The 17,824-nt window shown below is 61.4% G+C and carries 16 protein-coding genes and 1 pseudogene; 9 read left to right on the forward strand and 8 right to left on the reverse strand.

All coding sequences use genetic code 11. The features are described 5' to 3' along the window. The first annotated feature begins 84 nt into the window (after positions 1-84). A complete protein-coding gene (locus tag E4T66_RS16600; RefSeq protein WP_169577675.1) occupies positions 85-2,811 on the forward strand; it encodes a protein kinase domain-containing protein in 2,727 nt (908 codons plus the stop codon). Positions 2,812-2,853: 42 nt separating this feature from the next. Here the strand turns inward: E4T66_RS16600 and E4T66_RS16605 are convergent, their stop codons facing one another. The 6 genes from E4T66_RS16605 to E4T66_RS16630 all read right to left on the reverse strand — a co-directional run bounded on the left by E4T66_RS16605 (position 2,854) and on the right by E4T66_RS16630 (position 9,705). Beyond that, a complete protein-coding gene (locus E4T66_RS16605) occupies positions 2,854-4,053 on the reverse strand; it encodes a hypothetical protein (protein WP_136850273.1) in 1,200 nt (399 codons plus the stop codon). 149 nt (positions 4,054-4,202) lie between these two features. Then, the gene (locus E4T66_RS16610; protein WP_169577676.1) at positions 4,203-5,351 is read right to left on the reverse strand and encodes a GGDEF domain-containing protein; all 1,149 of its coding nucleotides are present in this window, start codon (positions 5,349-5,351) and stop codon (positions 4,203-4,205) included. Positions 5,352-5,553: 202 nt separating this feature from the next. Continuing rightward, positions 5,554-6,216, reverse strand: a complete 663-nt coding sequence (locus tag E4T66_RS16615) for a YceH family protein (RefSeq protein WP_136850277.1) — start codon at positions 6,214-6,216, stop codon at positions 5,554-5,556. 92 nt (positions 6,217-6,308) lie between these two features. Beyond that, positions 6,309-7,451, reverse strand: coding sequence for a PQQ-dependent sugar dehydrogenase (locus E4T66_RS16620; RefSeq protein ID WP_136850279.1), 1,143 nt, complete (start codon positions 7,449-7,451; stop codon positions 6,309-6,311). A 42-nt stretch (positions 7,452-7,493) separates the two neighbouring features. Then, positions 7,494-8,303 (reverse strand): ethanolamine ammonia-lyase subunit EutC, encoded by an 810-nt coding sequence (eutC, locus tag E4T66_RS16625; protein ID WP_136850281.1) that lies wholly within the window; start codon positions 8,301-8,303, stop codon positions 7,494-7,496. Positions 8,304-8,313: 10 nt separating this feature from the next. Beyond that, complete coding sequence (locus E4T66_RS16630; RefSeq protein ID WP_136850283.1) at positions 8,314-9,705, reverse strand: ethanolamine ammonia-lyase subunit EutB; 1,392 nt, start codon at positions 9,703-9,705, stop codon at positions 8,314-8,316. 147 nt (positions 9,706-9,852) lie between these two features. Between E4T66_RS16630 and E4T66_RS16635 the strand changes: the two genes are divergently transcribed. Both E4T66_RS16635 and E4T66_RS16640 read left to right on the forward strand, forming a co-directional pair. Further along, entirely contained in the window at positions 9,853-10,452 is a 600-nt protein-coding gene (locus E4T66_RS16635) for a phosphatase PAP2 family protein (protein ID WP_169577677.1), read from the forward strand. A gap of 74 nt (positions 10,453-10,526) precedes the next feature. Continuing rightward, entirely contained in the window at positions 10,527-11,228 is a 702-nt protein-coding gene (locus E4T66_RS16640; protein WP_136850289.1) for a glutathione binding-like protein, read from the forward strand. A gap of 136 nt (positions 11,229-11,364) precedes the next feature. On the opposite strand, the gene E4T66_RS16645 is transcribed toward E4T66_RS16640, so the two are convergent. Then, positions 11,365-12,333: an integron integrase gene (locus E4T66_RS16645; protein ID WP_136850291.1), complete on the reverse strand. Its 969-nt coding sequence runs from the start codon at positions 12,331-12,333 to the stop codon at positions 11,365-11,367. 1,033 nt (positions 12,334-13,366) lie between these two features. Between E4T66_RS16645 and E4T66_RS16650 the strand changes: the two genes are divergently transcribed. From E4T66_RS16650 to E4T66_RS16660, 3 genes and pseudogenes are all read left to right on the forward strand, one after another. Continuing rightward, complete coding sequence (locus tag E4T66_RS16650) at positions 13,367-13,933, forward strand: type II secretion system protein GspG (RefSeq protein WP_136850294.1); 567 nt, start codon at positions 13,367-13,369, stop codon at positions 13,931-13,933. Positions 13,934-14,012: 79 nt separating this feature from the next. Next, positions 14,013-14,741, forward strand: a complete 729-nt coding sequence (locus E4T66_RS16655; RefSeq protein WP_136850297.1) for a transposase — start codon at positions 14,013-14,015, stop codon at positions 14,739-14,741. Next, positions 14,696-15,547 (forward strand): annotated as a pseudogene (locus tag E4T66_RS16660) (IS3 family transposase); the annotation flags it as partial. The gene E4T66_RS16655 and the pseudogene E4T66_RS16660, both read left to right, overlap by 46 nt. A 93-nt stretch (positions 15,548-15,640) precedes the next feature. On the opposite strand, the gene E4T66_RS16665 reads toward E4T66_RS16660, so the two are convergent. Continuing rightward, complete coding sequence (locus E4T66_RS16665) at positions 15,641-16,045, reverse strand: MAPEG family protein (RefSeq protein ID WP_136850302.1); 405 nt, start codon at positions 16,043-16,045, stop codon at positions 15,641-15,643. 203 nt (positions 16,046-16,248) lie between these two features. On the opposite strand from E4T66_RS16665, the gene E4T66_RS16670 reads away from it, so the two are divergent. The 3 genes from E4T66_RS16670 (at position 16,249) to E4T66_RS21425 (ending at position 17,639) form a co-directional block, all read left to right on the forward strand. Further along, positions 16,249-16,563: a YceK/YidQ family lipoprotein gene (locus E4T66_RS16670; protein ID WP_136850304.1), complete on the forward strand. Its 315-nt coding sequence runs from the start codon at positions 16,249-16,251 to the stop codon at positions 16,561-16,563. 90 nt (positions 16,564-16,653) lie between these two features. Continuing rightward, the gene (locus E4T66_RS16675) at positions 16,654-16,914 is read left to right on the forward strand and encodes a hypothetical protein (RefSeq protein ID WP_136850306.1); all 261 of its coding nucleotides are present in this window, start codon (positions 16,654-16,656) and stop codon (positions 16,912-16,914) included. Between the two features lie 188 nt (positions 16,915-17,102). Next, positions 17,103-17,639 (forward strand): hypothetical protein, encoded by a 537-nt coding sequence (locus E4T66_RS21425; RefSeq protein ID WP_169577678.1) that lies wholly within the window; start codon positions 17,103-17,105, stop codon positions 17,637-17,639. The last annotated feature ends 185 nt before the right edge of the window (positions 17,640-17,824 follow it).

The following is a 17,824-nucleotide window of genomic DNA, read 5'->3' on the forward strand; positions in this document are numbered from 1 at the left end:
GGCTTGTCGGCGGCGGCAGACTGGGCCAGACTCAAAATCGAAGTCCTCACGCAGTTCCAACGAAGATCAAACGAGGAAAAAGGGATGGGGGATCAAGGAGATGGCGAAACGTCCGCGGACCAGCGCAGCGTTTTCGTCTGGCGTTTCAGCGAGGCAGAGTACGACGAGCGCAACGGGCGCTTGAGTGTCGGCGGGCAGGAGCGCGAGATGGAGCGCCGCCCGCTGGAGGTGTTGGCGTATCTGCTGCGCCACGCCGGCGAGGCTGTCACCAAGGACGAATTGCTGGAGGCCGCTTGGCCGGGCATGGTCACGGTCGATGCGGTGCTGACCAACGCGGTCGCCAAGTTGCGCAAAGCATTGGGAGACGAGAACCAGCAGATCATCGTGACCCTGCATCGGGTCGGCTACCGTCTGATGGGGCCGGTGCATCGCAAGCTGATTGCAGTGCAGCCGCAGTCGCTGAATCTCAACGAAGGGCAGCCAGTCCCGGGGCGGGACAACTTCAAGCTCAGGCGCCGACTGGATCTGTCGCGCAACAGTGAGGTCTGGCTGGCCGAACACGGCAAAACGCGCGAGCGTCGCGTGTTCAAGTTCTCTCCAGATGGCTTGCGTCTGTCGGCCTTGAAGCGCGAAGCCACGCTGTCCCGTGTTCTGCAGGACGCACTCGGGCAGGATCCCGCATTCGTACGCGTGATCGACTGGCAGTTCGACAGCGCGCCGTACTTCCTGGAATGTGAATACGGTGGCGAGAACTGGCTGGACTGGGCTGAAGCGCAAGGCGGACTACTGCAGGTGGCCATGACGCTGCGCCTGGATCTGATGGCGCAGCTCTGCGATGCCATTGCGAAGGCGCACTCCGCAGGCGTGCTGCACAAGGACATCAAACCGGCCAACACGTTGATTGACAGTGCCGGCGGCGGTCCTGTGGTGCGGGTGACCGACTTCGGCGCCGGCCGCGTCGACCCCGAGCGACTGCAGGAACTCGGCATCACCCAGATGGGCTTCACGCAGACGCAGGCGGTCAATGCGGCCACCAGCACCGGCACGCCGCTGTACATGGCACCGGAAGTGATTGCCGGACAGGCGCCGACGACACAGTCCGATGTCTACAGCCTCGGGGTCATGCTGTACCAGATGGTCGTAGGTGATCTGCGACGCCCGATGGCTCCGGGGTGGGAACGCGACGTCGACGACCCGCTGCTGCAGGAGGACATCCGCGATGCGGCGCAGGGGCATGCTGCGCAGCGCATCGCGACGGCCCAGGATCTGGCCCAGCGGCTGCGCGGGCTGGAAACGCGGCGCGTGCAGCGAAACGTCACGTTGGAAGCCGAAGCCAGAGCGGTTGCGGCCGAGCGGGCGCTGGAAAGGGCGCGCGCACGGCGCCCATACCTATGGGCGGCGATCGCCATTCTGGCTGTGGGTGTCGGGACGACCGGGTACTTCTATCTTCGCGCGGACGAAGCGCTGAAAGATGCTCAGCATCAGTATCGAATTTCGCAGGCCGTCAATCAGTTCATGAATCATGAGCTGATTGCACTCGGAAACCCAAAGCGAGGAGGGAATGCCGAGATCACGCTGCGAGACGCTCTGGCCGGATCGGTTGAGTCGATACCCAAGCGCTTTTCATCCGAGCCAGGCGTCGAAGTGTCGGTCCGAAACATGATGGGATTCGTGTTCGATACGCTTGCGGATTACGACCGCGGGCTTGAGCAATTTGAAAAGTCACTCACGCTGGCCGAGCGTGAATTCGGAGTCAGCTCGCCAGAAGCGCTGGCCTCGTGGTCCGGGAAAATGAACATCCTGGCGCGGACGGACAACGCTCAGGCGAGGCGGCTTCTTACGGATGCAGCCAGTCGATTTTCCGATATCCGGGCAATGCCATTGGCCAGTCAGTGGCAGTGGGCACAAACCAACGGATTGGTCGCATTCTTTGCCTATGACTGGCCAACGGCAGAATTCTGGACGCAGAAAGCGGCGGACCTCGTGATGAGGCTGCCCGACTACCCCCAGGAAGAGGTGTGGAACGCGAAGCTGCGCTGGGCCGAGGCAGCGGGGTGGAACGATCACTGGGATACCGCCGAGTCCACGATCGGGACGGTATTGAAGGAGCTCGATCTCGCTGGCCGCAAGCAGTCTACGCTTGGAATCCAGGCGAGACGTATGCTCGTGCGCCAGTATCGGAAGAAGGGGGCATACGTAGAAGCACTGAAAGCGAGTGCCGGCTTGTATGAAGACGCCGTATCGGTTTTCGGTGCTCAGCATGACTACCCCTTGGCCATGCTCAACGAGTTGGGTCAGGTCTATCTTGGACTGGAGGACTATCCGAATGCCGAGAAGGTGTTCCAGCAGGAATACGACGCCAGACTGCAGATGCAGGGCCGTTTTGCCCGTTACAGCATTCTGGCCCTCAACAATGTTGCCGTTGCGATCGAATCCGACGGGCGCCCGGATCGTGCTGCAGCGCTGCTGGACCAAGAGTTATCCGCAGCTTGGGACTCAGCTCAACCCGATCAGCGGCACCCGACGTTCCACCTGGCTGCTTACAACGCAGCGCGTTTGTGGGCGCTGTCTGGAAATTCCAAACGTGCCGCGTTCTGGTTGGATCGAATGGATCCGGAGGGTTATGCGGCCAGTTATCGAGCGTCCGGCACGGAGGGTCGCATCGCCTATGTCCGCGGGCTGATCTATCACCTCGAGGGGGACAACAGCTCAGCCAAAGTGGAATTCCAGAAGGCGATCGACGTGCTGACTGCAGACGACCCCGGGGATTACCGGATCGAGGAGAGCAGGAATTTGCTCGAGCAGCTGTAGGCCCCCGATGGCTTGGCGTCTGGGACCTGCGGCCACCGCGCTCTATCGACCGTTGGTCTGCCGAACGCGCTGAAGGAACCGAGCTGCGACATGCCTAAGTTTTGCATGTGCGCGCTCCTGAGAGCTGCCGCATGCGTCAGGAATCTCCATGATGCCGTCAATCGGGAATTCGTAACTCGCACTGCTCGCGCCGTTGGAATAGTCGGTCACCGTGACGCGGAGACGATCACCGTTGAACTCGACGACGGATGCGCGGATGTCCTCGGGCTCGATCGAATCGCCATGATCGGCGATGAGCATGCTCACATCGGCGCGACCAGCGCTGGCGGTGACTTCGTCGCCGATGAAGTTCATGACGACCGGCTCGGTGGTCTGTATCGAATAGTCACCGTCCAGGATGCAGGCTTCACCGTCGGCGTAGTTCAGGTCGCTACCGTGTCCGAACGCCCCGTTGTCGGTAAAGGTGATGGTGTCGAACCCGCTGCTCTGGGTATAGCGCATCAGAATGTCTGATTCGATCGTGTAGACGAGATTGCCGTTTCCGAGGTCCGCGTCGGCGCCGCCTGTGCGCACGGTGCCGCTGATCGATTTGCCGTAGTGAATTGCGTTGGTATCCGGTGTGGTGGTCCACTGAACGTCGCCGCTGAACCTGAAGTATCCGGTCGATGTTCCCGCGCCATTCCTGAAGTCGATCCGATGTTCACCGCTGACCGCGCCGTTGCTCAGCGCTGCTGCCAACGTGAAATCCTCGACGATGGTGTCGCCATCGGGTCGGTACTGGTAGTAAAGATAGCCGCTTTCAAAGACGGCGTTGCCACGCAGTGAGCTGGCGGACAGGCGACAGTCCGAAAGGTCCGCATTCAACAGGACGTAGCTCAGATTTCCTTCGCTGTCCTGGGTCGCATAACTGTCTGGGTCGACCTCGGCGGTTCCGCTCTGGCAGTCGATCGCCGGATCCAGCAGCGGACCGGAGAATGGTGATGAGCGGCCGTTGTCCTGCAGCGTCAGATTCGAATAGACGGCGCTGAACTGCGTGGGGTCGACGAGGTAGTTCAGCATCGCCGTGTACGCGGCGCTGAACGCGTAGTCGCGAAGGTCGATACTGCCGCCACCGCCACCGCCACCGCCACCGCCACCGCCGCAGGCGGCGAGGCTGAGGCTCAGAAGAAGAATGATGGTCGGCCAGGCTGTTGCGTGCCTCGTCCGGCGCTGCGATTCAATGTTGATGCTCCAGAAGTGCATGACCTGCTCCCTGTTGGGTGCCGACGAAAGCGTCGGTGGCAGGGAGCTTTGCGAGTGTGGATCATGAAGTCCTCACGCGCATGCAACGGAATTGCAACGCTCTGATTTTCTATGTGAAGCAACGACTTGTAGGCGTGGATTGCGCGGACTTAAGCGACGGACACGCAATTGCGCCCTTGTTCCTTGGCCGCGTAGAGCGCGCCGTCGGCAGCGGTCAGCGCCTGCGAAACGTCGCCCTGGCTGACGGCACTGACGCCGATGCTGACGGTAATGGTCAGCGTGTCGCGGCCATACGAGACCTCCATCGCCTCGACGGCGGCGCGCAGGCGTTCAGCCAACTGGGTGGCGCCAGTGACGTCGGTGTCCGGCAGCAGGATCCAGAATTCCTCACCGCCGACGCGGGCGAACAGGTCATCCGGGCGCAGCTGCATCGTCACTGTACGCGCGAAGTTGCGCAGCACGGCATCACCGGCGGCGTGACCATGGGTATCGTTCAAGCGCTTGAAGTGATCCAGATCCAGTGCCAGCAGCGCGGTGCTCTGTCCGCGCGGCAGGTCGGCCAGCAGTTCCAGCGTGCGGGCCAGGAAGGCGCGCCGGTTCAGTACGCCAGTCAGTTCGTCCTCGTTGGCCAGGCGATCGAGCCGCAGCTGCAGGCGCTGGCTGGTCAGCAGCAGAAAGCCGAACGGGCTCAGAAAAATGGCGGCCTGACTCGCAGCAAACCACAGCACCTGGATGACGCCGCCGGAGAACAGCTGGGTGTACTCCGGATCGATCAGCGCGTCGGTGGCGCGCACCAGTGTCGCGATGATGGAAATGACAAAGACCGTCGCCACAGCACCGTAAGTCAACTGTTGTGGACCCCGACTGGCGCGCAGCAGATCGCGCACGATCAATGCGCAGGCGATCACCATGGCGCCGCTGAATACGGCGACGCGGATGCGGATGTTGGGTGTGACCAGGCTCCAGTACGCCAGCGCCGCGGCGCTGGCGAGCGTGATGCCGATGGCGCTGCGCCAGAACACCGGACGGCGTGTGAACAGCGCGGTGCCGACATGCAGCATGAAGTAGCCGGCCATGATCAGCAGGTTGCCGATGACGATGGTCCAGAAATCCGGCAGCTTGTTGCGCAGGCCGACCAACACCGCGCCCGCGCCGAGCGCCAGAAATGCACCGCCCCAGAAACGCACCGCCAGCTCGCTGGAGTGCACGCGCCAGACGAAGAGCATCGCGACCATGGCATAGACCGCCGACAGGCCCGTATTCAACACCAGGGTCGGCATGTCGAGCATCAGGGTCATTGCGGCATTCTGGCGTGATCGCGGTGCTGAGGGCGTTGGGTGGCAGGAGCAGGGAAAAACGCTCGTGCACGAACCCTCACGCCGTGTCACGAAGCGCATCGGCTTCGATGATACGGCGGGGTGTCCGGCCTGCGCCGGTGTTGGTCAGTTCAGGGATGCCGGCTGTCGCTTCAGCGCGGGCTTGCGTCCGCCGGGTGCTGGCCTAGGCGTCGCTGTCGTCTGTGGGGCTGGTCGCCGGCCCCAGGCCGAGCTGGCGTTCCAGCTCCGAGACGCGTGCTTCGAGTGCGGCCAGGCGCTCGGCGAGCTGCGGATCGGCGCCGCGCGCAGCGGGTGCATCACTGATCGACACTTCAAACGGTGCAGACTCACTGACGCCGCACAGCGTGTGGGTGTAGCGGGCAGCCGACTGTCCCGGCGCCCGCGGCAGCAACACCACCAGGGGCTGTGCGCGGTCGGCCAGATCGTTCATCGCTGCGCTGAATGCCGCGGCGTCGCTGGGGCCACCGAGACTGCTGGCGTTGCTGCGCAGCTCGGCTGCGGTTTGCGGTCCGCGCAGCATCAGGGTCACCAGCAGCGCCTGCGTCGGCGGCTTCAGCATCATCTGGTACATGAACTGCTGGCGCCATTTCTGGGCGCGGGCGCTGAAGCTGTCACGGGTGACGAGCTTGAGTTCTTCCAGTGAATTCAGCGCGGAACCGACCTGCCCTTCGGTCAGGTTCATCACCGGGCTGCGTGCGGTCTTCTGATTCGACGCCATCATGATGCCGTTCACGGTCATCGGGTAGTACTGCGGCGTGGTGATCGATTTTTCGACCAGTACGGCGACAACGCGTGCCTGGTCAGGGCTGAGTATCAATTCGGACATGAGCGATCACTTCGAGTGCTTCCGGGGACGCGGATCGTAACGGTCCTGCGCCGTGGCGGCCAGCGCATAGCGCATCCGGATCACGCGCCGCGTCATGACCCCTGCGCCAAACCGACGCGCAGGATGCGACCGTCCGCTTCGTCCGTGAGCAGATACAGATAACCGTCCGGTCCCATGCGCACGTCACGGATGCGGCGCTTGATGCCGTCGAGCAGACGTTCATCATGCACGACCGTGTCGCCGTCGAGTTCGAGGCGCGCCAGCTGGCCGAACTTCAGCGAGCCGACAAACAGGTTGCCGCGCCACGCCTTGAAGCGCTCCCCGGTATAGAACGCCATGCCGCTGGGGGCGATCGACGGCACCCAGTAGTGCAGCGGCTGTTCCATGCCCTCCGCCGCGCTGCGACCGTCGCCGACCGCAAGCCCGGAATACTCGCGGCCGTAGGTGATGACCGGCCAGCCGTAGTTGCGGCCGGCACGCGCGATGTTGATCTCGTCGCCGCCCTTGGGGCCGTGTTCGTGCATCCACAGCTCGCCGCTGACGGGATGCAGCACCGCACCCTGCGCATTGCGGTGGCCGTAGGACCAGATCTCCGGGCGCGCGCCCTTGCGTCCGACAAAGGGATTGTCGTCCGGGATCGTGCCGTCGGCGCGAATGCGGATGACCTTGCCCAGATCGTTGTCCAGCGTCTGCGCCTGCGCGCGCCCCTTGTTGCGTTCGCCCAATGTCGCGTACAGCGTGCCGTCGTTCGCAAACACCAGCCGGCAGCCGAAGTGATGCCGGCTGTCCATACCGGGTTGCTGGCGGAAGATTGCGGTGACGTCGCTGATGCCGCTGTCGCCAAGGCGGGCATGGGCGATGGTGGTGCCGTTGGTGTCGCCGCGCGGCTCGCCGTAGCAGAAGTAGATGCGCCGCGACTGCGCGAAATCCGGTGCCAGCACCACATCGAGCAAGCCGCCTTGTCCACGCGCATAGACAGTGGGCACCCCACTCAGCGGTGCGGACACCGCGCCTGCTTGCGTGACAATGCGCAGGCGTCCAGGACGCTCCGTGACCAGCATGCGACCGTCCGGCAGAAACGCCAGCGACCACGGGTGTTCGAGGCCGTGGGCGATCTCGATCACATCGATGGCGCCGGCTTCACTGTTGAAACCTTGTGCGTGGGCTTGGGTCTGGGCCTGTGCCGGGCCGCACAGCAGTACCAGTAGCAAGCTCAGCATCGGAAAACGCCGCATCACATCACTCCGTCCGTCCGGGTCGGCACAGCCTAACCCGGCTCAGCGCGTGGACGTCAGCGGGTCGATACGATCGTGTGCGGCTTCCAGTTTCAGCGCGACGCCGGTCAGCTCGCGGCTGCGCGCGGTGCGCATCAGCCACGCCAAGGTGTCCGCCGCTGCTGCATGGCTCAGGCCGTCGGTGTGGATGTTGGAAATGCAGTTCCGAGCGGCGTCCGTGCAGCCGATCCGCGGCGCCCAGGTCAGATACACCCCGAGACTGTCGGCAACGGACAGGCCGGGGCGCTCGCCGATCAGCACCGCCACCATGCGCGCGCCGATGACCGCGCCGACTTCATCGCCGAGTGCCACGCGCGCCTGCTTTGCCAGCACCACCGGTGCGATCTTCCAGTCCGGCAGTCGCTGCAGGGTTTGTTCGATCACGGCGGCGGCATGCTGCTCGACGGCGGCGGACAGCCCGTCGGCAACGACGAACACCGCATCCCAGTCGCCGAGTTCGTGTTGCAGCTGCGCCAGATCGTCCGGCGCCACGCGGCGGCCGAGATCGGGGCGGCGCAGAAAGATCGCGCGGTCGGCGGCGCGTGAACGCAGCGACACGCAGCGATGCGGTGCGAGGGCGGTCGCGAGCCGATCGAAGTCCACGACTGCGTGCACGGCGTCGCGTGCGCGGCTGTGCGCGGCCTGGAACGCGAGCAGGGATTTCGTCGGCAGCGCGTCGCCGGCGCGGCCCAGACCGATGCGGGCCGGGGTGGTGCTGCGCAAGCGTGCGTAGAGATCGCTCGCTTCACTGTGATACGGGTCGGCGTCGGTGCCGGCAACGATGCCGGAATGAGAACGGCCTGTCGGTTTCATACCGATGCCCTCATGTCAGATCGTCCATGCCCAGCGCCAGCATGCGCTGCAGCGCGGGGGCTTGCGGTGGCAGGGTGCCGTCGGCATTCATCATCGCCATGCGCTGCAGCCAGGCTTCGAACTCCGGTGCCGGCTTGCGCTGCAGCAGGTGACGCAGCGCCAGCACGTCGTGGTAGGACAGACTTTGATAGCCGAGCATGACGTCGTCGGCGCCCGGCACCGCGATCAGGAAGTTCACGCCGGCGTTGCCGAGCAGCAGCGCCAGCGTATCCATGTCGTCCTGATCGGCTTCGGCGTGATTGGTGTAGCAGACGTCCACGCCCATCGGCACGCCCAGCAGCTTGCCGCAGCAATGATCCTCCAGGCCGGCGCGGATGATCTGCTTGGCGTCGTACAGATATTCGGGGCCGATGAAGCCGACCACGGTGTTGACGATCAGTGGCTCGAACTCCCGCGCAACTGCATAGGCGCGCACCTCCAGCGTCTGCTGGTCGACGCCGTGATGCGCGTCGGCGGACAGTGCGCTGCCCTGGCCGGTTTCGAAATACATCACGTTGTTGCCGACCGTACCGCGCTGCAGGCCGCGTGCGGCGTCCATGCCTTCGCGCAGCAGTGCGAGGTTCACGCCGAAGCTGCGGTTGGCGCCCTCGGTGCCGGCGATGGACTGGAACACCAGATCCAGCGGCGCGCCGCGTTCGATCGCCTGAATGCTGGTGGTGACGTGTGCGAGCACGCAGGACTGCGTCGGGATGTCGAGCCGCTGGCGCAGCGTGTCGAGCATCTGCAGCAGGCGCACGCAGTCCCGCACGCTGTCGCCGGCCGGATTGACGCCAATCACCGCATCGCCGATGCCGAACAGCAGTCCATCCAGGGTCGAGGCGGCGACGCCCTGCAGATCGTCGGTCGGATGATTCGGCTGCAGACGGCTGCCGAGCCGGCCCGGCAGTCCGAGCGTGCTGCGAAAGCCGGTGACGACACGGCATCTGGCGGCGACGCTGACCAGATCCTGATTGCGCATCAGCTTGGACACGGCCGCGACCATCTCCGGCGTCAGGCCCGGCGCCAGCGCCGCAAGGGCGTCCGGCGTCGCCGCATACGACAGCAGCCAGTCGCGGAACTCGCCGACGCTCATCCCCGCCACCGGCGCGAATGCGGCGGCGTCATGCCGGTCGAAGATCAGACGCGTGACCTCGTCGTCCGCATACGGAATCAGCGGCTCGTCCAGAAAGCGTTGCAGCGGCACGTCCGCCAGCGCATAGCGCGCGGCGACACGTTGCTCGTCCGACTCGGCCGCGATGCCGGCGAGTTCGTCGCCCGAGCGCTTCGGCGAGGCATAGGCCAGCAGCGACGCCAGATCATCGAAACGGTAGCTGCGGTGGCCGAGACGGCTGCGATAGCTCATGCGCGATATGCTCTGCGGCGCGGACGCGCGGAAACTCGTGGAGATTCGTATATCACTCAGCACGAATCCTGCCACACGCTGTCATAGGCCAGAACCGTCCGGCAGGTTCGTTGCATGCTGGAATCCTTTTCGCCCATACGTGTGTGCATGTCCCACGCCTTTGCAAACCTTGTGACGGAATTCGGCAACAGCGCGCTGTTGCTGGCACTGACTGGGCTGGTGGCCGCGTGGCTGCTGGCCACACGCCAGACGCGCGAAGCCGGGTTGTGGCTCGTCGTGGTGATCGCCTGTACTGGAATCATTGCGGCGCTGAAAATCTACTTCTCGGCCTGTCCGGTTGATGGCTGGGCATTGCACAGCCCCAGCGGACATGCGGGGTTCAGTGCCATGGTCTATGGCGGGATTGCCCACTTCACGCGGCATCGGCAACGGCCGCTCCAGACTTGGCTGCTGCGCGGACTGGTGTTGTTCCTGGTGCTGGCCATTGCCTGGTCGCGTCTGGCCCTGCATGCGCACAGTGGGTTTGAAGTTCTGCTGGGTCTGGGGATCGGGTCGGCGGCCTTGCTCGGCTTTGTGGTGCTCAGTCGCGCACAGCCGTTGCGGCCGTTGCCGCTGTGGCTGGTGATTCCCGGCGTGCTGCTGCTGGTGTGGCTGTGGCACGGTCATGCCGTCCAGTTCGAGGATTGGCTGGCGCAGATCGCGCGCAGCCTGAATCTGCGCACACTGTGGTGTGCCTCGGCGCATTGATGCGGCAGACTCTGCGCAACTTGCGCATCAACCATGCGTGCCAATGAACGACCGATATCTGCCTGGGGGCGGCCATGATTGACCTGTACTACTGGACCACGCCCAACGGGCACAAGATCACGATGTTCCTGGAAGAAACCGGGCTCGAATACCGCATCGTGCCGGTGCGCATTGGCCGCGGCGAACAGTTCACGCCCGAGTTTCTGGCGATCGCGCCGAACAACCGCATTCCGGCGATCGTCGATCACGCGCCGGCCGATGGCGGTGCGCCGCTGTCGCTGTTCGAGTCCGGTGCCATCCTGCAGTACTTGGCCGAAAAGACCGGACAGTTCCTGCCGACCGAAATCCGCGCGCGTGCGGAAACGCTGCAGTGGTTGTTCTGGCAGATGGCCGGCCTGGGGCCGATGGCGGGACAGAACCACCATTTCAAAAAATACGCAGCCGAAAAAATCCCGTACGCGATCGACCGCTACGTGAAGGAGACCAATCGGCTGTATGGCGTGCTGAACAAGCGACTGGCCGATCGCGAGTTCGTTTCCGGTGAATACTCCATCGCGGACATGGCGAGCTATCCGTGGATCGTGCCGCACGAAGCGCAGGGACAGTCGCTGGACGACTTCCCGCATCTGAAGCGCTGGTTCAACACCATCGCGGAACGCCCGGCCACGCAACGCGCCTACGCCGTGGCCAAGACCGTCAACACCGCACCGACGGTGGATGAAGAAGCCAAGCGTGTGCTGTTCGGACAGACCGCCAGCAACGTCGGGCCGCGCTGAACCGCTGGGCTGCAGGAAAAGTAACCACCGCCAGAAGAAATCCGCGTTCGGGTCGAGTAGCGCCTACAGGTGCGTATCGAGAGCTTCCGCTCGCGCCGCTGCAAGTTCTCGCAAAGCGGAGCTTCGCTTCAACCCACTAGATACGATCCAGCGGGCTGACCACGCCGCGCCCGCCGCGATTGAGCACGTGGGTATAGATCATCGTCGTGCTCACGTCGGAATGTCCAAGCAGCTCCTGCACTGTACGGATGTCGTAGCCCTCCTGAAGCAAATGCGTCGCAAACGAATGCCGCAGTACATGCGGAGAGCACGGCTTCGATATTTTTGCCGCACTTGATGCCGCCGCGACCGCTCGCTGAATGGAGTCAGGCTGAATGTGATGCCGCATCGTCGCTCCAGACCGCGGGTCGCGAGACAGTTGCCGAGAGGGAAATACGAACTGCCATCCCAGCGACCAGGCTGCTTTGGGGTACTTCGCCGCCAGCGCATGGGGCAGTCCAACCTGCCCGAATCCGTTCGCCAGGTCGGTGTCATGAATGGCCTTCACTCGGCTCAGCTGTTCCCGCAGTGGCAGCACGAGATTCTCGGGCAGTACCGTGATTCGATCTTTACCACCCTTACCCTCACGGACCACAATCTCTCGCCGATGGAGCTCAACGTCCTTGACCCGCAGGCGCAATCCCTCCATCAGTCGCATCCCGGTCCCATACAACAGTTGTGCGATCAACCCCGGCACGCCCTTCATTGACTGCAACAGGCGTTTAACCTCCGTCTGGGTGAGTACGACAGGTAGACGGTCGCGCGCCTTGGCCTGAACGACTTCGTCAAGCCAGCGCAGGTCCTGCTCCAGGACGTGTCGATACAAGAACAGGATGGCCGCCTTGGCTTGGTTCTGAGTGGGGGCGGAAACTTGTCTCTTGACCGCCAAATCCGACAGAAACGCCGTCACTTCGGCGGCGCCCATCTCGGCAGGATGCCGCTTGCCATTGGCGATCACAAAGCGGCGTATCCAGTCGCAGTAGGCCCGTTCGGTGCTCAAGCTGTAATGCCTGACCCGCAATGCACTCCGGACACGATCCATCAGCCTGGGTGTTTCCTGATTCATTGCGCAGTCTCATCCGGAAATATTTATCCAGCATAAATCGGACTTCCGCTGCTAAGTACCTGTCCAAATGGACAGGTAGTTTTTTTATCACCGCTGAGGCACCCTCCCTGACATCGGTATAAATCTAGTTGGGCGTCATGAACAGAATGGCCAAATCTGTGACATCTGGCACGGTTGCTGGCCTCGCGGTGTTCGTCGTGGCTTTCGTTCACAACTACCGCGAACTACAAGCCCATCAACCGGGCGTCGTGCCTCTTGATCAAGCTACAAGCTTTCCTCCGTCTGCGGCATGGATTGTGGCCGCTCCATGGGGCATAGCAGTGTTTGCGGTCGTTCTTGCGGGGGCGGCCATCGTTCAGCTGGCTCTTGCCAGAAAAGCGCATAAGGGGGCGTAATCATGTCGCCCAACCATTGCTTCCATCCGACCGGCCACTCGCTGCGCTCGCGGCCGGCGGCTGAAGCTGGGCGTTAGAGCCCAGAAATGAAATGGCGCGAGCCGTGGAAGGCCGTATTAAGATCGCAGGGGCGTTTTACCTTGCGTTCCATTGAACTGGTGAAGCACTGCGTTGCTTGGTGCGCTGTGCTTCTGGCCCTATCTCTCCTTGCGGGGATCTCAAGTAAGGGTTTTACCCTTCAAGCGCTGTCTCAAATCTGGCTCGTCATCCCATTTGGGCTATTTTTGGGCACATTCTTGTACATACTGGCGTGGTTTAGCCCCAGCGCAATATCGTCCGGACCCAGAGGCATTGTCAGAGCCAGGGGCGATGCTAGGACGCTTTATCCGTGGGCCGCCATCACACATTACGAATTCATTGATGAGCCATATGGAAAAGCCCTGAAACTTGTGCTCAACACCCAGGAAGTCAAACTATTTGTTCCTCCCACCCTGGACATAACATCGGTGCTCAAGGAGCTAAAAGATGAAACCAGCAGAGCACGTTCTGGGCTCTAACAACGCGCTCCAGGGCGACGACCTCGCCTCCGGCTCGGTCGCGCCTGAGCGCGGGCGTTATAAGTCACTGGAGAGAACAGTTTGATCCCCGACCAAGAAGAGCCGAGCACCTTCGGCTATGTCGTTGCCGCCTTCTCGTTCGTTCCTGGCATCGGAATCCTAATTGGACTGGTGGTCTGCCTTAGGGGCCTCATTTCCAAAGCGCCGAGCGCTAAGAAGCTTGCCCGCATCGCGCTCGGCGGCATTGCCTTCAACATCGTCATCTACTCAGCACTCTTCTATTTTGGCTTTGCCAAACGCGGCGGTGTCTACGACGATCTACGGGCCAAGATGGCCGCAAGCAACCTCACCACTCTTGTTCAGGCTATCGAGTTCTACAATGTTCAGAATGGGCGCTACCCGGATACCTTGCAGACCCTTCAGAAGTCATTGCCAAAAGACTCGCTGGTCTTTGTGTTCGACCCAACAGATGTGAAGCTTAGTGGCCAACCCCGTTTTTTCTACTACGAGCTCCTTGATCCGCAGCACTACTATCTCCGCAGCGTTGGCCCAGACGGCGTTCCGTTTACGGCCGATGACATTGTGCCGAACCTGAGCGCCCCGCCGGGCGGCAATGTCGGCTTGCTGATTGAGCGTGAAAAGAAGTGACTTATAACAAGGTGTTCCACGCGACGGTCCTCGCCCTGCGGGCTCGGCCCGCGCGTGAACACCGGCGTTAGAGGTGCTTATGAAGTCTCTCGCAGTCCTAACCTCGCTACTGGCGGCCGCCTTGCTTGCCTACGCGGTTTGGCGCGCTGACTTTGTAATTGCCTTCGCTCATGGTGACCCCACGATCGACCACGTCGCAAAGACCCTTGAGTCGGCCAAGGACCCTGACCTACTTAATATCTCTGCGGTAGCCCAAGCCCAACTTGCGAGCAAATGGTCAAAGATTGCGGGTAAATACATCCTTCTATTCCACTGCTCGCTCGCCGCTCTGGCGATTTCTTTGCTCGCCGTTGCCGCGCTTCTCTGGCGCACCTCTAACAATTCATTCAAGCCGAAGCGACGGTTCCTACGGTTTGGTGGACACCCTGAACTAACCCTTCAGGAGTCCTCAGATGCCGAAACCAGGTCCAAAACGACGTATCGATACAGCCGTGAATTCAAAGCCACCGCGGTTCGGCTGAGCCAGCTATCGGGAGTGTTGGTTAACGATGTTGCCGCCTCGCTTGCCATTCATCCGTACATGCTGTCTCGTTGGCGTAAGCAAGCACGAGAGGGCCTGATCGTGACCAAGGGCGTCGCCGTAGACAAAGAAGTAGCCGCTGAGCTCAAGGAGCTGCGCCGTGTGAAGAAGGCGTACGAGCAGCTGAAGATCGAGCACGACCTTTTAAAAAAAGCGATCGTCTTCACTTCCGAACGAAAAGCGAAATCTTCGCGTACATCCAAAGCCGACAAGGGGAACACTCCGTGAGGCAGATGTGCCGAATCTTCGGCGTCAGCTCCAGCGGCTACTACGCCTGGAACAGCAGGCCGTTGAGTGAGCGCGCCAAGGGTGACCAGGTACTGTTGGAGCAGGTCCGGCACGCACACCGATGCAGCGATGAAACCTACGGCAGCCCGCGAGTCCATGAGCAACTCAAGCGAGAAGGAATCGGGATCGGTCGCCGAAGAATCGAGCGTCTCATGCGGGAGAACGGCATCCAGGCGTGCTCGACGAAGTTGTACAAGCGCATCCCCGGCATCGGCCGCTTCTTCATCAGCGGCGACAACAAGATCCACAACCTGAAGATCGATCGGCCGGACCAGGTCTGGGTCGGTGACGTGACGTATCTCAAGGTCGCCGGAAGCTGGCGTTATCTGGCGACGGTCATGGACCGCTATTCGCGGCGCCTGATCGGCTGGGCGATCGGTCTGGAAAAGACAGCAGCACTCACGGGGCGTGCCCTGATGTCGGCACTCAGGCAGAGACACCCGGCGAGCCGGGTCATCTTCCACACGGATCGTGGCGTGGAGTATCTGGCCGCTGAATTTCGAAAGAAGCTATCCGCCGCCGGTGTGGATCAAAGCGTGAACCGTCCTCGTCGAATAACCGACAACGCGCACATGGAGTCCTGGAACAAATCCATGAAGTCCGACATGTATCACCGCAGAACCTTCAGCACCGACAAGGAACTGCGCCATGCCCTTCGTGAATATCTCGATTTCTACAATACCCGACGTTTACACTCATCTCTCGGGTACCGAACACCAGTGGAGTTTGAAGCGCTGTGCAGCTAACCAACGGGTGTCCACTTTTTCGTAGGAAGTCTCAGCCGCTTCGCGGCTCGGCTTAATTCAGGCGTTGGGCGCCATCGAAGAGCAAGGGCTTAGTCAAGCGATTAGTTGGCAGCAAATCCAAAAAATCATGCCCACCTGCGCGAGGAAGAACGTGGCACGTAACAGCACGAACGCTGGCGCAGTGCTGATTACGTGTGACACGCTCTGGCCCATGCGTGCGACCAAGATGAAGATCGCGAGACCATCTACCACAGCACTCTTGCCCATCAGCGCAGCGATCACTACGACTGCAGCGAAGAGCGGAAAGTTTTCTACGCAGTTCAGGTGTGCGCCTTTGGCACGGACCATGAAGGGCGGGTCTCGGTTGACCTCGGTGCGCTCCCAATCAGCGAACTTGCGATCACCAAGCATCGCCATCGGGACGCGGGGAAAAGCGTAGGCTAGCGTCAGCACTTGCATCCAGACCACGTACAGCAGTACAGCGATGAATCCCGTCACGGGTTACTCCCTGTTTATTGGATTGGGAGAAGCGGTTACGCACTGAGCCCGCCAACAGATGCAACATTCGTGGTCGTAGATTTGCGGAGGGAAGAAATATGAAGATGGTGCCCAACAACACGTTCCACTCCGACGTCCCAGCCGCCGCTTCGCGGCAGCCGGGCCGCGGGTGAACTTGGGCGTTGGGCATCAAGGAGAGTGCGGTGATTAGAGCGATGATTGTTACGTTGCTAGCCGTCGGAACAACTGGGTGCGCTACTGGCGAGGTCATACACAACTACAGAGAGGGCGCCCCCTTCTTCTTTGCCGGCACACGTCTTGATCTGGCCTCGCTCGTTGAAGATGAAGTTCAGTTGGAGCAATTTAGGAAATATGGAATGGATGCTCCACGGTATCCGCTGCTTGATCTGCCGTTTAGCGCTGCCACCGACGCGGTCATATCGTTTCCATGGCTTGTAACAAACAATACGTCAGCGTTTGATGGGCTTTCACGCTCATACAAAAAGGCTCAGAAGTGACACTTGTGCCCAACCAACGCTTCCACCCGACGTACCACTCGCTACGCTCGCGGCGGTCGGCTGAAGCGCGGCGTTGGGCGTCAAGAAATCATGGATAGCCGCGTAGCAGAATTTCAGCAGATGCTTCGGGCGGCCCTTGATGAGGCCAAGGCCGCAGGGCTGGTGAATGCTGCATCGCAATTGGAATTTCGCGCATTTGCAGCTTACACCACTTCATCTGAGCTTCTGGGTGAGACAGGCGTCGCCATCAAAGAGTTTTTGCAGACGGCGGGTCCCGCCATTCCGCCTCTCGTCGTTGTTAAATTAAATCTTTGCCTTACAGAGGTGCGCAAAGTATGGCCGCGTATATGAAGGAGCTGCTGCCCAACCGAGCACTCCAGCCGACGTATTTGCCTCCGCTTCGCTACGGCAAATCCGCGGCTGAAGGTTGGCGTTGGGCTCATTTCAGTTGCATCAAGTGCGTCGATGTCCGGTCTCATTGAGATTCCTCGTATCAATACTGTGGTGCACTGACTAAATCAAAGAGATGGAGGGGATGGATGAAACGAATTTGGTTCGTATCGGCAGCATGGTGTTTCGCTTTTCTAGCGGGATGCGGCGGAGGAGGCGGGGGTGATGATGCCATCTGTCAGTCGATCGTTTCCTCGAGTGGTTCCGGAGCTGTTAATTCGCGTTCAACTGGCTTAACGGTGGACAACGAAGGCCTCGCATTTGATGGCGATTTGGGAAGTGCGGCTCAGATGTATTCAATTACAGGGTCAGGAAACGCCGTTTTCGAGGCAACTGGCCGAACGGCTAACGGTGGGTTTGCTGGCGTTCTGTTGAAGCTGCCGGCTGGGCAGGTTACACAGGTCAGCGTGACCGCTCTTCAAGACGGAAATGTGGCCGCATCAGGCACCGCTGGTACAGACTCAAATAATTCGCAAGTCTGTCCAGGGCGGTGCCAGCGTAAAGACGGCTTTACGTTTTTTGGCATCCCGGTTAGCGGAGCTTTTGACACTATCCAAGCCAGCATCCAGATATCGGGAACGACGGAAGATACTTTGGTATACGAGCTGTGCACTCAAGGCTCGTAGCTCTGAGGCCCAACAAAGCGTTGCGGCGGACGTTTGACCCGCCGCCCATTTTTGCTGCCGCAAGAACGGACGTCGCCTCAAACGCCGCCGAACTCAGGCGTTAAGCGGCAGACGCTGCAAGCAATGCATCAGCCAATGAAAAGGCCGGACGTTTTTCAACGTCCGGCCTTGATGCTTTTGACAGC

This window comes from Sinimarinibacterium arenosum (genome assembly GCF_005047655.1).
In the GTDB taxonomy this organism is placed as follows: Bacteria; Pseudomonadota; Gammaproteobacteria; order Nevskiales; family Nevskiaceae; genus Solimonas.

What these genes read in the sequence shown, in the direction of transcription:
- E4T66_RS16600 (WP_169577675.1), top strand. Translation starts at nt 85, where the DNA reads ATGGGGGATCAAGGAGATGGCGAAACGTCCGCGGACCAGCGCAGCGTT.
- E4T66_RS16605 (WP_136850273.1), bottom strand. Translation starts at nt 4,053, where the DNA reads ATGCACTTCTGGAGCATCAACATTGAATCGCAGCGCCGGACGAGGCAC.
- E4T66_RS16610 (WP_169577676.1), bottom strand. Translation starts at nt 5,351, where the DNA reads ATGACCCTGATGCTCGACATGCCGACCCTGGTGTTGAATACGGGCCTG.
- E4T66_RS16615 (WP_136850277.1), bottom strand. Translation starts at nt 6,216, where the DNA reads ATGTCCGAATTGATACTCAGCCCTGACCAGGCACGCGTTGTCGCCGTA.
- E4T66_RS16620 (WP_136850279.1), bottom strand. Translation starts at nt 7,451, where the DNA reads ATGCGGCGTTTTCCGATGCTGAGCTTGCTACTGGTACTGCTGTGCGGC.
- eutC (WP_136850281.1), bottom strand. Translation starts at nt 8,303, where the DNA reads ATGAAACCGACAGGCCGTTCTCATTCCGGCATCGTTGCCGGCACCGAC.
- E4T66_RS16630 (WP_136850283.1), bottom strand. Translation starts at nt 9,705, where the DNA reads ATGAGCTATCGCAGCCGTCTCGGCCACCGCAGCTACCGTTTCGATGAT.
- E4T66_RS16635 (WP_169577677.1), top strand. Translation starts at nt 9,853, where the DNA reads ATGTCCCACGCCTTTGCAAACCTTGTGACGGAATTCGGCAACAGCGCG.
- E4T66_RS16640 (WP_136850289.1), top strand. Translation starts at nt 10,527, where the DNA reads ATGATTGACCTGTACTACTGGACCACGCCCAACGGGCACAAGATCACG.
- E4T66_RS16645 (WP_136850291.1), bottom strand. Translation starts at nt 12,333, where the DNA reads ATGAATCAGGAAACACCCAGGCTGATGGATCGTGTCCGGAGTGCATTG.
- E4T66_RS16655 (WP_136850297.1), top strand. Translation starts at nt 14,013, where the DNA reads ATGAAGTCTCTCGCAGTCCTAACCTCGCTACTGGCGGCCGCCTTGCTT.
- E4T66_RS16675 (WP_136850306.1), top strand. Translation starts at nt 16,654, where the DNA reads ATGGATAGCCGCGTAGCAGAATTTCAGCAGATGCTTCGGGCGGCCCTT.
- E4T66_RS21425 (WP_169577678.1), top strand. Translation starts at nt 17,103, where the DNA reads ATGAAACGAATTTGGTTCGTATCGGCAGCATGGTGTTTCGCTTTTCTA.